The following is a 14,720-nucleotide window of genomic DNA, read 5'->3' as shown; positions in this document are numbered from 1 at the left end:
ACAACGCTTCCAAAAACTTCTCTGGATTTAATTAAGCGCAAAGCGCTGTAGTTGATTATACTCTGTTATAAAAAATGAACCTTACTAGAGACACCAAAAGATAACTCAAGAGTGCATAGGCAATAATTGCAATCACAATATTCACATCAAAGATATTTGCACCTCCTTCGGAAGTGGGACTAATAAACAAAGTGGAAAATGGAGCAATAAATGGTGCGGATAGATTATTGATTAGTCGGGCAAATTCATTTTGGGGATTTGCTCCAAATAGGCGTAGTACAAATCTTAGTACGAGCAATATTTCTAAGATTCCTCCTAGCCAGTAAATACTATTAATTATCCAGAAATAGGTGTTACTTCGCTGAGCAGATCCTAACCGCGATTCTTCTTGTCGCAGTCGAAAAGTTTCTTCATCCTGTCGTAAGTCTTTCCGCCGCTCTATATTATTTTCATCACGCTGATTGACGTTCATTTTTAGCCTGTTAATTTTTGAGTATAAATAGTGTGTTATAGCTAGATATGCACTTTCACACAATATTGGTTGAGATCGTGTTTGATTAGTGTATAAGTTGTGTGATTTGTTCTATTTGCCTACAAATATTTACAATAAAAATAATAGAATTCGGCAACTTATATTGCCATATAGTGTTTATCATTCTAGTGAAGTACGGGTTTGTTTCCTCGCCGAAGGTGGGGAAATAAACCTTTATAACTCGCTTGCTTGAAAAGCAATATATAGCGCTCCTAAATGAGTTGTAAGATTTTGAGTGTTGTGAGATTGCACGCACTCTCACAACCTATTTAGGATTGCTATAGTAAGCGCATTATTGTTGTGAATTACATAAAATATATAGGTTTATTTTGATTGTTGAAACCTATGCTGTAGAAACAAAAAAACTTAAGATATCCGTTCGTAATAGTTTACGGGCATCGAGTATTGATGGTAGTTTATCAACAGTTTTTAGTAATATTACTGGCGGCGTTTTATTGAGTAGCTTTTTAATAGATTTAGGTGCAAGTCCATTTGAGATTGGTACTGTATCTTCTCTACCGATGTTAGCTAATCTCTTACAGCCTTTAGGAGCCTTATTATCTAATCGTTCGCGTAGTCGTCATGACTATGGGATCTGGACTTTTTTACCCGCAAGGTTGATTTGGTTAGTTCTACTGATTGGTATTATTCTCAGGGGGACAAATACTCATCATTCTCAAAACTTAGTCTATTTGACATTAACCTTAGTGATCACTTCCAATATTTTAGCGGCGATGGGCAGCGCCTCTTGGATGAGTTGGTTAGCAGCCCTAGTTCCTAAGAAATTACGAGGTCGATACTATAGTGTGCGAAGTATTGTGAGTAATGTGACAGGATTACTCTGTTTGCCGATCGCTAGTTTGATAGTTTCCAATTGGCAGGGCGGAAGCATTAGTGGTTATGGGCTGGTGCTGAGTGTGGGTATTTTGGCAGGGGTGGCGAGTTTGACTTGTCAACACTTTATGATCGATATTAATCCCCAAGAATATCAAGCTAAAAAAGCCACAGAACAAGAACATAGTCCCATAGATATCTTTAAGAATCTCATCTCTCCCTTTCGAGATCGCAACCTGATTATTTTTCTGTTGTATGTTGCGCTTTGGGGATTTGCGGTGAATCTTAGTACTCCCTTTTTTAATCTCTACATGTTAGATAATCTGAGAGTTGATATTACTTGGGTAACTCTATTTAGTAGCCTATCCAGTGGCGCAAATATGTTGATGCTATTGGTATGGGGAAGGTTAAGCGATCGCTTTGGCAATCGTCCTTTATTAATATTTGTGGGTATGGCGATCGCGATTACGCCGCTATTTTGGTTGCTGACTGGGATGTCCGCAGTGCAAGATAAATTATGGCTATATCTGAGTATTTTTCATCTCTTTTTAGGAGGGACTTGGGCAGCGATTGATTTAGGAAGTAACAATATCCAGATTGGCATCGCACCTATCCAACATCATGCTGCTTTCTTTGCGATGGTCTCTGCGATCGCAGGTGTCAGCAGTGCCTTAGGCACGACATTAGGCGGGGCTTTAGCTCAATATGCTCATTACGAAGGCTTTGTAGTTGTGTTTGTTCTTTCTGCAATTCTCCGTTTAGTTGCAGTTATCCCTTTACTATTTGTCCATGAGAATGCTTGAGATGGCGTGAGTCTAGGGCTTGCCCTGTGGCGCAGCCACTACAAGATCTAAAAATTTGCAGGTAGGGGCAATCCCCCCGTGGTTGCCCTGTTATGCTTCTAAGCCCCTCACCCCTAGCCCCTCTCCCAAAGGGCGAGGGGAAAAAGATTTTCTGGATTTTGCTCCCCCTCTCCTCTCTGGGAGAGGGGGCTGGGGTGTGAGGGCAATCTTTATTCCACGTAACATCAGCAATTAAAGAGGCTCTAAAATAGATTCATCAAATAGCATAATTCTTTGATCTGTCCCTTTTGATCTATACATAGCTCGATCCACTTGTCTAAATAGGATCTCAGCCGTTTCTCCATCTTTAGGACATATCGCAATTCCAATCGTGGCACTTATAGAAACCACAGTGCCATCTAAATCACATTCTTGAGAAATCTCCTCAACCATCTTAGTGGCAAAGTTAACCGCATCAGATTCGTGTTTTATATTCATAAGGAGACATATAAATTCATCACCTCCCCAGCGACTGACCATATCTTCACCTCGCACAGCATCTTGTAAACGCCTTGCGACAGTGATCAGCAGCTTATCGCCAATATCATGACCATAGGAATCATTGATGTTCTTAAATTTGTCTAGGTCGATGAACATCACCGCTAGTTTCTGACCATATCTTCTGGATTGGGCTAATCCATGATCAAGACGTTGTTCTAACAGCAAGCGGTTTGGTAGTCCCGTTAGTGGGTCATGCAGGGCGATATATAGTGCATCTTTCTCTTTTAATTGGGATTTTGATAAATCCGCCCGTATATTTACTAGCTCACTCTTTGTCTGTTTTAATTCAGATTCGATATCAATTCTTTCTGCAACCTGCTTAGCTAGTTCAGTGTTAACTTGATGTAGATCTCCTACAGCTTTGTTTATCCTCCGTTCAGCTTCTTCATTCTGAGCGATCGCTTGTTCGATAGTTGGATAGGGGAAATAAATTTTTTTGTCCTGCTTAAAAATGGCATTTACTGAACTTATTTGATCAACAACTTTTTTGACATTTTCTTTAATTTCTTCACTTTGATCAAGAATTTGATCAAGAACAAGTTTAAGGGGGATTTCTTCAATACTTTCTGAATGTTCTAATGTCTTTATTTCTACGGGGATTTCGTTATCCATATGGTTCTTCCTACTGATGAAAGGTTATGGCTTTTGAGTGACATTCAGCGAGAGTGTGTTTGGGAAGTCTTGAATCTAGTATAAACTTCAATTTTACCAGCCTCTAACTCTTCCTTAAAACTCATTTAAGAAACCATTTAAGAATTGTCTAGATCCCCCCCAGCCCCCCTTAAAAAGGGGGGAGGATTTTCTTCTTCCCCCTTTTTAAGGGGGATTGAGGGGGATCTCTTGGAGCTTTTGACCGCAGAAAGTAATTCTTAAATGATTTCTTAAAAGCTCTAAGAGATTTAAACTTCCATGTACATACAATGCTTTGTCTACGTTTGAGGGTTAGATCCCCCCCAGCCCCCCTTAAAAAGGGGGGAGAATTAATTTTCTTCTTCCCCCTTTTTAAGGGGGATTGATGGAGATCATTAGTAACTCACGATATAGCTGACAACTTGTGTGTATACAGTATTCCATACAAGGGTGAGGTAGAAGGTGGTAAGACTGATCAAAATAGGCTCTGATTGTAGCTAGTTAATATTTTGATATAGCAATCCTGTTTCATTTGTGAGAAGGGCAAGGGGCTTAAGTCCCTTGTTATTAAGATTCTGTTTCCCACAACTCGTTTTAGGATTGCTATATTTTAATTTTCACATTTTGATAGTGGAAATAATGTATAAAAAATTGATTGATTTGTATAAGATGTTTTAGAACGTTTTAATTCGTTACAAAAAACTAGAGTAATTAGTACAAAAATTGAAAAATCAATCTAGTATTAAGTTAGAACTTGAATCTGACTTATACAAATTGGTGGAAATACAAGCTGCATGACAGCATTAGAGCTTATATCGAAGAAAGCAAAGTATGGGATAATTTATGGATTGATCCTATATTGAGATGTAAGATTTAAACTTTTTGTGTGTACTTGGAAATTGTTGAAATATAAACTTCTGGATGTTGTAATCTCTAAGGAAATATCCCTTAATCCAGTTTGGAAAAGGTTTTTAGTGAGAATTCTGATTAATAAAAAAATAAAAAATGACGCTCTACAGGGATTTGGATTGGGGATTTAGCAAAATATAAATAAATTATTATGCTAAAAAATATTTGTAGTGTTACTGATATATTTTGATTGACTTAATTACAAATATATACTTTAGGAGTCTAAAACTTCTGATTTTTATTTGATTGATTAAGATAATCCGGGATGTACAAAACATATACGAGCTAATTACCCTATGGCAAAAAGATCGCTACAGGCATCACCAGCAGGGGTAAAAAAGGCTAAGATGCAATTTGCTCTCAAAGGCTGGACACAAGAATATCTTGCTAATGAAGTTGGTATCAAAACTAGACAACCGATTTGGCGATTTTTTGGTGGTCAACCGATCGAACGTTATACATTCTTTGAACTTTGTATAAGGTTGGATTTAGATTGGCGAGAGATTGCTCTTGACCCACCTCTCGAATATATTGATCGGAATGAAGATGGAAGTATTAACTTGGCTGAATTAGGGATAGATGCCCTCGTGCAAACAGTGCGATCGCAACGACGGGAAAAAATCAAGCACCAATGTGGCATTTTGAAGTTATTGGATGTTAATCGTCCGATTAACATCGAACAGATTTACATTGATGTCAATATTTTAGAACAGATAGCTAGTCAGCAATGGCTAGAAATCGCTGCAATTAATAGTCTCGATCCCACAGATATTGATCGCTTTGGCTTGGGCAAAATTGTCGAAAGCCAAACTTCGGGGAGGCAGGCAGTTGCCAAGTATAACAAGCTCAGAGTTTTGGGCAAACCAGGTTCTGGTAAATCGACCTTCCTTAAGCATCTTGCCTTTGAATGCAATCGGGAAGAATCAGATGCGAGTCAGGTTCCTATTTTTATTAAACTTCGAGATTTTGCAGAAAGCCATAGAGAACAACGCCAAGTTGATTTCTTGGAATTCATCCATCAGGAATTTATAACTTCAGATATTTCGCAACTGTCAGTGATCAAGAAGTTACTACAGGCAGGCCGAGTTTTACTTTTGCTCGATGGCATGGATGAAGTCTTTCAGGAAGAAGAGAACATAATAATCAACGAAGTTCGACGATTTTCTGACAAATATCATAAAAATCAATTTGTTGCCACCTGCCGCACTGCTTCTCAAAAGTTAGCTTTGCAAGGTTTTACGGATGTGGAAATCGCTCCATTTACCCAAAAGCAAATTTCTGATTTTTCGCAAAAATGGTTTGTCGCCTTTAATCAAGATTTTGAGGAGGGAGTTGCCAATGCACAACTATTTATAGAAAAGCTGGAACTGGCCGAAAATTGGCGGTTTCGGCGGATGATTACGACTCCCTTATTTCTGCATCTGGCCTGTTCTATATTTCATCGTCAAGGCAAGTTTCCCCTCAAGCAAGCCGAGTTTTATAAACAAGGAATGGATCTACTTCTCGGTAAATGGGATAAGGCTCAGGGTATTGAGCGGGATCAAGTATATCAAGGATTTTTGTTGCCACAAAAGCTGAAGCTGTTGAGTCAAATTGCCTCGGCAACCTTTGAGCAAGGTCAATACTTCTTTGAGCAAAGGATTGTTGAGCAATATATCAGTGACTATCTGGAAAGCCTTCCCGATTCAAGCAATGATCCTGAGGAAATTCAGGCGGCAAGCGAAGAGGTCTTAAGATCGATCGAGTCTCAACATGGACTGTTAGCAGAGAGAGCGCGAGGGATCTTCTCCTTCTCTTATCTCGCCTTACAGGAATATTTCACGGCTCGTAAGATCGTCGCTAATCATAATCTGCAAGCTCTAGGGCAGTCTCTACAGGGACTGGTAAACCATATTACTGATCCCCATTGGCGAGAAATCTTTTTGCTGACGGCGAGTATGCTCCGTAGTGCGGATGGTTTGGTGGAGTTGATGAAGCAACAAATTGATGCGCTTGTTTCTGAAGATCCCCATCTGCAAAATTTTTTAGGTTGGGCAAGCCAAAAATCTGAATCTAATCCATTAGAAGCGAAATCTGCTAAGGGTCGAGCCTTTTATCTAGCACTAACCCGTGCGCCTAAACTTGCGCCTGACTTAGCACTAGCTGCTACTTTGGATCAAGGTGAATTTTTAGATGCGGCTCTGGATGAACTATTACGCGAATGTGTCCTTGAAAATAGTAAAGATTTTGCCTATGTCCATGCTTGTGGTGATGCTCTGAGCAATATTTTAGGGATTGTCGTGGATATTGGATTTCATAAATCACTACAGCAACTCAGCGATCAACTCCCAAATGACAATCATACGAAGGAAAGCTTTGAAAATTGGTGCAAAAACAATTATGCAGCATGGGTAATCAAGCTACAGGAGGAGATCGCTTCCCATCGCAACATCGGTAAGAAGTGGGAATTTAGTATTCCTCAAGAGCAAGCTTTGCAACATTATTACGATGCTAATCAACTGCTGCTTGATTGTCTCAATAGTAATTGCGAAGTTACTAGCAGTATTCGCGAAGAAATAGAAGCAACCTTGTTGCTACCGCAACAAGAACTCGAAAAGCGCGAATGGGAATAGTCAAAAGATTGAGATTGCCGCATAGCGGCAATCTCAATCTTTTTTGAGGTTGACACACCGCGAAAATTTTACCTGATGAATCTCTTGCTGATAGCAAAGCAGGGCAACCACGGGGGGATTGCCCCTACCCCAAAAATTTAGATTGCTGTAGGGGCTGCACCACAGGGCAAGCCCCAAACCTTGGCTATAGAACGAATTCATTTCGTGTAACATCAGTTATTACACTTTGCAACAAGATCAATCAACTTCGCGATTTCATTTATCAAGTCAATCATGATTCTTACAAGGTAGTTACAGCACCTTTTAATAAGAATATGACTACATTAACAGACCAAGCATCTGTGTATCCTGACGCAATAAATAAAGCCTACGATCGCACAGGTGCAGGTGAAAGTTCGGTAAATAACTGTGCGATCGATCCAGAGATGACCTACACACAAGAAAAATCTTCTCTATCGGAGTTAACCAATAGAGTAACTGTGATTGAGATCTGTGCCACCGAAGAAGAAGCTAAACAAGCGGTATCGGAAATAGAGCAACAAGGTTTGCTCAGCTCTCATATTTCTATTATTGCCAAAGACTACCAAGAGCCTCAAAGCACCTTGAATTGGGTAAATATTAATGCAGAAGGTGGTTTAGAAGTCACCTTAACTAGGTTGGGAATTAGTAAACCTGCCATAGCCATGTTTGTTGAAGCAATTGACAACGGTAAGTTTTTAATGATTGAATCTGGCAGCGATCGCGCATCTAGTTAGGTACAGTAAAAAACCGTAGAGTTGCGCCCCTGTGGGGCGCAACTCTACGGTTTTTTGTGTTTATTAGCGTAAGTCCTTACTATCTGGTTTTGACCCATTGGATTTTAGGGATTCACCTTCCATAAAAGACCGAAGCATCCATGCAATCTCTTCATGCTGCTCCATCAGTCCAGTCAAAAAGTCAGCAGTTCCATCGTCCTTAAATTTGTCACAACACTTATCAACATCTCCACGCAAGTTACGCACAACTTTTTCGTGATCTTCTAGTAAGTTTGCTACCATCCCTGTCGCGGTCGGAATCTTACCAGCATGTTCTTTGAGAGAACAGATTTTCAAAAATCCTGCCATCGTACCAACAGGGTAGCCGCCAAGCATTCTAATCCGTTCAGCGATCGCATCGACATTGATCGTTAGAGCTTCATAATGAGCTTGCCATAGTTTATGTAAGGTCATAAATTGAGGACCAACGACATCCCAGTGATATTTCTTAGTTTTGACGAGTAGCAAGTAGCTGTCAGCCAAATCATTGTTAAGGAGGTCAATCACTCCTTGGCGTTGAGTTTCAGTTAGCCCAATATTAATCTTCTGCATAATTATTTCCTTGAATTAATGAATGGTGTTGGTTAAAGACTCTAAGAGATCCCTCTGAATTCTCTTTCTAAGACTATTGTGTACACACAAGTTTCTCTGTCTACGTTTGAGGGTTTAGATCCCCCCCAGCCCCCCTTTTTAAGGGGGGAGAATTTTCTTCTTCCCCCTTAAAAAGGGGGATTGAGGGGGATCATTAGTAACTCACGCTAAAGCTGATAACTTGTGTGGACACAGTTGCCTTCTTATACCAATTCACAAAAGTGTGGCTACACTTTTGTGAATTGGTATTGAGATCTAGAGAAAGCTAGAGCAATTCTGTAAATGAAAGATTAGGATGTGACTGGTTCCATTAAGGGGACATCAGTTGCGGGTGCATCTTCTGGCTCAAAGTCAGACTTAGGAGTTCCACAACTTGGACAAACCCAATCATCGGGCAAAGATCCAAAGGGAATGCCAGGCTCAATACCTGAGAGTGGATCGCCGATCGCAGGATCGTAGACATATCCACAGGTTTTACAAATATACTTTTCCATTGTTGACTCCAAGTTCTTAAATATAAAAATGTTTCGAGAAGCTCATAAAGTGCGGTGTTTTGCGCCGCACTTTAATTAAGGACAGGCGATCGCACCTTTGTAGAGATGGAAGCTGATATCATATTTCACTGCTCACAAAATTTTAAAAGTTATATCCAATCCCAACCAAAATACCCAAATCGGTAGTACGTAAAAAAGCCAAATTAGCCGCTACATTGATCGTAAATCTAGAGGATAGAGGGATATCTAGCCCAGCGGTAAGCATGGGACCAACACTACTATTGGAACCAGTATTAATCGCAATACCACCACCAAGATAGGGAGAGAATTGCAAATCTCCTAAGGACTGTTGAGGTGCAAGATCATAGGTTACAGGTAGTAAGATAGTGGCAAAGTCTCTAAGTATCAGCACACTAGGGCGGACTGATATAACTTCAGTCAAACCAAGTTTGCTGATAATCGCAAAACTTGTTCCGCCTAAATCACTTCCACCAGTTACACCGAAGTTAGCTCCAACTCCTAAATAACTTGGTCCCGATCGCGTAGATCTAAAGATAAGGTTACCGTTGCTATCAGTGGGAGGCACGATCTGAGAAATGGTGATCGCTGAACCTTTGAGGCTAGTTGCCTTACCTTGGGAATTCTCAGTTAAAGTTGCGACTGTTGGTATTTTGTCTTCTGATAATTGAATGGAATTTTCAACTTGCTCTAATTTTATTGAGGGTGTTATAGGTTTAGCGACTTCGTTCTTTTTGACTGCGATCGCGCAATCTTTTACCCATCCACAATTAGAATTATTAATTGTCTCTGCTTTTGCTACAGATACAAGGTTGCTAAACATCAATAGAGTGAGACTAGATAGAAGATAAATTTTCATCGACTGTTCCTTTATGAATTATTGGTATATTCTCCAATCTGACAGAGCTATGTTTGACTTCATGAATGAGTTGATTGAATCTAAATAAGCTTAATAGCAGCTTAATGATTGGGAAGTATCTAAAAGCCAAGAAGCCTGTGCTTTTAGATACCAAAACACAAAAAGGCGTAGCCATTTTGTGTTTTGGTATTAAGCAGGTAAGGTGTAGCGTTTCTCAATAGCTGATTTAATGCGATCGCGACTATCAGTAGGTGAGAGATTTCCATCAGTTTCGATCTCACTGACTTCCACCGCCAAGGCTTTATCCTTAATCGAATTTCGGAGCCACTTTGAGTAATCTTGTGAATGTAAATGATATAACCAAGTGCGATCGTCAACTCCTGCGGCAAGTTGGTTAAACATGATCAGGTTCTGGGCTTTGAGATTTAACTTGTCATCTTCGCCTCTAAAAAAGAAACAGCGATCGTTGCCCAAATTCCCTTCAGCATAATTCCGCATATGCCGTTGACGTTCTTGCACAGGCAGGATTACTTTAAATTGAAATGGCTGTTCTTCAGTCTTAAGAAACCAAGCAACTGCCGATCCTGAAGCCAGTTCTGTAGGAAGAGGCTCATTAGGTAGCTGATGTCCTACAGTGTTGCAAAATTCTGTAAATGTCTGCATGGGTGACTTGACAGCAATCACCGTGTCAATCAGCGACAAAGCCGAAGTTGCCACATGCTCAGGATGAACGGTTACCATCAAAATGCCATTAACAGATTGAGGCAAAGTCACCGCCGCATTCCACGATGAAGGAAACATATGATGCACTTCATCAATGACGATCCAATGGGGTCGCCCAGTCCGCACCCGCATTTCTAATAGAGAAGGTAGTAATTGAGCAAGGAATAATGGGCGATCGTCGATTTTCACTCCCATTAAATTGACGATTAGGTTTTGTTCGGGCTTACTTAAAACCGTTAACACTTCTGCGGAACTAGGAACCTGTTGAGCATTGCCCACGATGACGGTTTTATCAAAACTTTGATAGTCGCCTTCAGGATCAATGATGCAGACTTGATAGCTCTTATCAATAAATCGCTCGATTAATCCTGTGGCTAAGGTGGATTTGCCACCACCAGAGATTCCCGCCAACAAAATATTGTGGTTAAGTGGCTGAATATAGGTTGCGCGATCGCTATCAAGTGTACCCAATAAGATACGGTGACGATCTGGCAAAATCGAAGATTCTCGAAGATCGTCGGCTAGGTCTAGGGTCAATAATCGCTCAATTAATTCAACTACACCATCTCCTCGACTCGATTCCGTTACCCAATCCACTTCACTCTTAACCGATGGTAAGGCATTAGCGACGGCAACAGAAAACTCACATAGTTTTAGAAAAGCCAGATCATTCTCTGCATCACCGACGGCAACTGTATTACGGACAGATAAGCCCATTTTGTCGAGAGCCATACTCAATCCCGAAGCCTTGTTGACTCCTGCGGGTAAGACCATTACTGCACCTTTGTTAAAGATTACCTGTAGATCTAATCCCAGTTCTCTAATGGCGGTCAGCACTTCAGTTTCGTTAGGTTCCCATGTTGCCACAATCACTTTGCCAATCGAAAGGGGATCGATATTACGCGATCGCAACGCATTGACAAATTTTTCAGGGGGTAAGCTGCCGAGTAGTAATTCTTCACGAGTGGAGGGAAAGTAGATTACGGCTCCATTTTCAGCCACCACACAATCGAATAGACTAGTTTCAGGAAAGACTGCTATCAGATCTTCAAGCTGTCTTCCTGTTACTAAGATCAGCTTGCGTCCTGATTTTTGCAAACGTTTGAGTGCATCAAGAGTTACATCTGATACCTGCCCATCCTTAGCTAAGGTTCCATCGTAATCTGTGGCTAGTATTAAATAATGCATTAATTTAAAGCGGCTTTGCCAGATTCAGGAGCGCGTAAATCATCTAGAGATAGGTTGGGAGTCTCTGCATAAACTGAGTCAAGCAAGACTTCTAAGACATCAGCATCACGGGAAATAGCGATCGCCTGATGCGTGATCAATTCGCCAACATTGAGAATCACCTCATCATTGCGATCGAGAATAACGCGAGTTACAGGACGACCCAAAGCGCCTTTAATCCTTCTTTCTTCAATCGCGTGAGTGCCATGATCCTGCAAATTGCTTGCAGTTTCTTTCACCTGTTCCCATAGACCCTTGGCTCCATCCTTAACCTGTTGTCCGACATTAGAGCCAGTAACTCTCAACGCATCACCCGTAGTTAAACCAACCGCTTCTAAGAGAGCTTGTTCTTGATGATGAGCTTTGGCTCTTTCGATTACCCTTGGAGTCACAATTTGACCTTCTACAGCCACAACTGAGCCTTCAGGTGTAAAAATCATCCTATTCACGCGCCGACCTTGGGACTGCTCAATGCCAATATTTGCGCCCACGCCTGTAACAGCACCTGACAATCTTTCACCTAGTCTATCTGTCACCCGTCCTCCCGTTGCATGATAGAGATCGTTGGTCAGATTCAGGTTCCGAGCAGCCAAGATATGGGATGAACTCACTACCTGTCCTTCACGAATTAAGGTTATACCATCGGTAGTTCCCACAGTTTTTTGAGCAACTTTGCCTAGTACAAAAGTTTCTTGTTCTTCTGGATCAACAACTGCATTAGTAAAGCTAGTCCCTGCAAATGTTGTTGCTTCTTGAAACTTCTCACCAGTAAATTGCGCTGCTTCTTGAGCTTTTTCTCCAGTAAACTGCGCCATTTCCTGCACTTTGCCACTTGCAGTTTGCATCGCTCCTCTAATTCCACCCACTTGCTCTTCCATCAAGTCAGCAGTCTCCGAAGGCACAAAGGCAATATCTTCTCCAATCTTCAAGGTGTCAGGAGCAGGTACAAAAGAGCGTCCAGAATAAGCATCGGCAAAGATACCCCCCGAAACTTCGTACCCTTCGATCACCCCACTGGTATCGTCAAAATAAAGGTCAACCATTGTTCCCAAATCACGACCATCAAGGGTCATAATTCTTGTGCCTTTCAAGATATTATCTCTTTCTAAAATACTTTGTATTTCAGGAAACTGGGTAGCCGAATCGATCGCATCTCTAGAGGCAACAATTACGGCATCAGCACCGATCGCCTGCACATTGGTTAGGGGTAGTACCAACGCATTACTAAACCAACCACCTTCATCCACAAGGAAACCCAATAATTGATTATTCTCTTGGTCAAAAATTAAGTCTACAATTGTTCTAAATTCTTCCCCAGAGTCATAAGCAACTATAGGTTTACCGATCATCCCTTTACCATTACGCATGTCATTCTCCTAAATTTGGTGAAAGTCAACCTTAATTGACTGCTTTGTTATTAGTTTTTACAGGTTGGCTAGTAGAGTTACTTCTTACTTCAGTCTCTTTGCCAAAATTAGGAACAAGATCAATTACTCCAAAGTATTCTAATGCAACGACTCCAGCCGCAGCTATCAGCATAGCGAAGCCAGTATATAAAGCCGAATTACTTTTCTTTCCTACAAGTCTAGGCATATATTTCCTCGCAAGTTTATAGTCACTTAGAGAAATTCAAAGCTTCTCTATGTCCATACCATTGCAGAAGAGTGTTTAGTCTCTTGAGTGATTTGCTTGAATTGATTTACTATGCAACAAAGTGTTACAAATGTTGCTTCTACTTCTACCTACAGCGCTTTGCGCTGAATTAAAACCCAGAAAGATTTTTGAAAGCATTGCTTCACAACGCTTTCAAAAATCTTTCTGGGTTCAATAGGCTGTAAGAAGCAATAATGCAGCGTGAAGCGCTGCATTATTAGTATTGTCTCTAAGATTTTGTGAGCACAGCTTGGAGCTTTGCTTCATCTTCATTAGATAGAGAAGTCTTCAGAACTTTGCCATTAAATCTGCTGAGATCTTCCAATACTTTGTCAGGAGTGGCTCTTCTCACCAATACAAAAATAGCAGAGGTGTTAGGTTCAATGGCGCTGCCCACTTCGCGGATGAAGTTGTCATCAATCCCAATATCTGAGAATGCTCCTGAGATCCCGCCTGCGATCGCGCCAACAGCCCAACCCAAAAGAGGATTAAAAAAGATGAAACCAAATAGTAAACCCCAAAAACCTCCACTTAAGGCTCCAGCAGTGGTAAGTTCTTGAGTCTGTTTGATTTTTACTTTGCCATCTTTATCTCTAATCACGACAGCGGCATCTTCTAAATCAATTAGATGCTCTTTTTGCAACTTTCGGAGTTCCAGTAAAACTGCGTCAGCAGTGAATTCATCTTTAAAGCCAACAGCAATTAGACTACTCATTCATTTCTCCAGTTTATATTTTCTTGATACATAATCACTTATCAGTTAAAGATGTGCGCGGCGGAGCCGCGCACATCTTTAACTGGTAAGAAATAAGTCCTAATCTTATTTAAGATTTAACTTTGTTTTTGATTGCTTTAGCGGTATCAGTAGCTTTATCAGTCAGGGTGTTCAGAACATCTCCTGCTTTGTCTTTTACAAAGCTTGCTGCATCGCCAGCTTTGTAAAAGGTGTTATCTTTAGCAGAACTCATCTTGTCACCAGCTTTATACAGAGCCTTTTCTACTTGCTTGACAACAGGTGGTGTATCTTCATTAGAACTTCGCTTCATTTTGTTGAAATCAGAAGTCCCTTGAATCTCATTTAGCCCTTGATTCGATCCATCATCAGACGTATATTCTTGATTAGTATCGTAGGTACTACCCTTTAATGCATCTTCAGCTTTTTTCTGAATGTTGGGCATAGTCAGGTTGTCAATGATTTGATTGTCCTGAGATGCGATCGCAGGAGTGACATTAGCAAAAGCGATTAAGCCACAGACAAAGACTATAATCATAAATCGCTTCAGAAATTGAGCAACTTTCATAGAATTTCCTCCTAATTTAGTTAATAATTGGAAATTGTTTCCTACAAACATAATTGCAAGTTACTGTTTGATTTCTTGAATAAGTTGATTGATTACGAACTAAGTACAGGACAAAAATTTAATGGAGTTGAAGAAAGCCTCGGAATTGAGATGAAGGTCAAAGATGAAGTGACGCAGGAAATCAAAACCACGACGAAAAA

The 14,720-nt window shown here is 40.6% G+C and carries 13 protein-coding genes; 3 read left to right on the top strand and 10 right to left on the bottom strand.

Annotation, left to right across the window (positions count from 1 at the left end):
• Window positions 1–55: 55 nt before the first annotated feature.
• Window positions 56–472, bottom strand: a complete 417-nt coding sequence (locus H6G05_RS12405; RefSeq protein ID WP_190578476.1) for a YggT family protein — start codon at window positions 470–472, stop codon at window positions 56–58.
• A gap of 389 nt (window positions 473–861) precedes the next feature.
• Here H6G05_RS12405 and H6G05_RS12400 point away from each other — a divergent pair, with 389 nt between their 5' ends.
• Window positions 862–2,169, top strand: coding sequence for an MFS transporter (locus tag H6G05_RS12400; RefSeq protein ID WP_190578475.1), 1,308 nt, complete (start codon window positions 862–864; stop codon window positions 2,167–2,169).
• A 231-nt stretch (window positions 2,170–2,400) separates the two neighbouring features.
• On the opposite strand, the gene H6G05_RS12395 is transcribed toward H6G05_RS12400, so the two are convergent.
• On the bottom strand, window positions 2,401–3,321 hold the full coding sequence (locus H6G05_RS12395) for a GGDEF domain-containing protein (RefSeq protein ID WP_190578474.1): 921 nt from the start codon (window positions 3,319–3,321) through the stop codon (window positions 2,401–2,403).
• A gap of 1,223 nt (window positions 3,322–4,544) precedes the next feature.
• On the opposite strand from H6G05_RS12395, the gene H6G05_RS12390 reads away from it, so the two are divergent.
• A complete protein-coding gene (locus H6G05_RS12390; protein ID WP_190578473.1) occupies window positions 4,545–6,860 on the top strand; it encodes an NACHT domain-containing protein in 2,316 nt (771 codons plus the stop codon).
• Window positions 6,861–7,174: 314 nt separating this feature from the next.
• Window positions 7,175–7,615: a hypothetical protein gene (locus tag H6G05_RS12385; RefSeq protein ID WP_190578472.1), complete on the top strand. Its 441-nt coding sequence runs from the start codon at window positions 7,175–7,177 to the stop codon at window positions 7,613–7,615.
• Window positions 7,616–7,678: 63 nt separating this feature from the next.
• Here the strand turns inward: H6G05_RS12385 and H6G05_RS12380 are convergent, their stop codons facing one another.
• From H6G05_RS12380 to H6G05_RS12345, 8 genes are all read right to left on the bottom strand, one after another.
• Entirely contained in the window at window positions 7,679–8,206 is a 528-nt protein-coding gene (locus tag H6G05_RS12380; protein ID WP_190578471.1) for a Dps family protein, read from the bottom strand.
• 329 nt (window positions 8,207–8,535) lie between these two features.
• A complete protein-coding gene (gene rd / locus H6G05_RS12375; RefSeq protein WP_190578470.1) occupies window positions 8,536–8,739 on the bottom strand; it encodes a rubredoxin in 204 nt (67 codons plus the stop codon).
• A gap of 142 nt (window positions 8,740–8,881) precedes the next feature.
• Complete coding sequence (locus H6G05_RS12370; RefSeq protein WP_190578469.1) at window positions 8,882–9,616, bottom strand: hypothetical protein; 735 nt, start codon at window positions 9,614–9,616, stop codon at window positions 8,882–8,884.
• Between the two features lie 189 nt (window positions 9,617–9,805).
• Complete coding sequence (locus tag H6G05_RS12365; RefSeq protein ID WP_190578468.1) at window positions 9,806–11,527, bottom strand: HAD family hydrolase; 1,722 nt, start codon at window positions 11,525–11,527, stop codon at window positions 9,806–9,808.
• Window positions 11,527–12,933 carry a PRC-barrel domain-containing protein gene (locus tag H6G05_RS12360; RefSeq protein ID WP_190578467.1) on the bottom strand — a complete coding sequence of 469 codons (1,407 nt, stop codon included), beginning with the start codon at window positions 12,931–12,933 and terminating at the stop codon, window positions 11,527–11,529. The genes H6G05_RS12365 and H6G05_RS12360 overlap by 1 nt, the downstream gene beginning before the upstream one ends.
• A gap of 31 nt (window positions 12,934–12,964) precedes the next feature.
• Complete coding sequence (locus tag H6G05_RS12355) at window positions 12,965–13,159, bottom strand: hypothetical protein (RefSeq protein WP_190578466.1); 195 nt, start codon at window positions 13,157–13,159, stop codon at window positions 12,965–12,967.
• A gap of 289 nt (window positions 13,160–13,448) precedes the next feature.
• A complete protein-coding gene (locus H6G05_RS12350; protein WP_190578465.1) occupies window positions 13,449–13,934 on the bottom strand; it encodes a DUF1269 domain-containing protein in 486 nt (161 codons plus the stop codon).
• Window positions 13,935–14,043: 109 nt separating this feature from the next.
• Complete coding sequence (locus H6G05_RS12345; RefSeq protein ID WP_190578464.1) at window positions 14,044–14,520, bottom strand: hypothetical protein; 477 nt, start codon at window positions 14,518–14,520, stop codon at window positions 14,044–14,046.
• Between the last annotated feature and the right edge of the window lie 200 nt (window positions 14,521–14,720).

The organism is Phormidium tenue FACHB-1050 (genome assembly GCF_014696925.1).
GTDB lineage: Bacteria > Cyanobacteriota > Cyanobacteriia > Pseudanabaenales > Pseudanabaenaceae > Pseudanabaena.
Note: the sequence above shows the minus strand (reverse complement) of the source record. Positions and strands in the feature narration are given on the sequence as shown.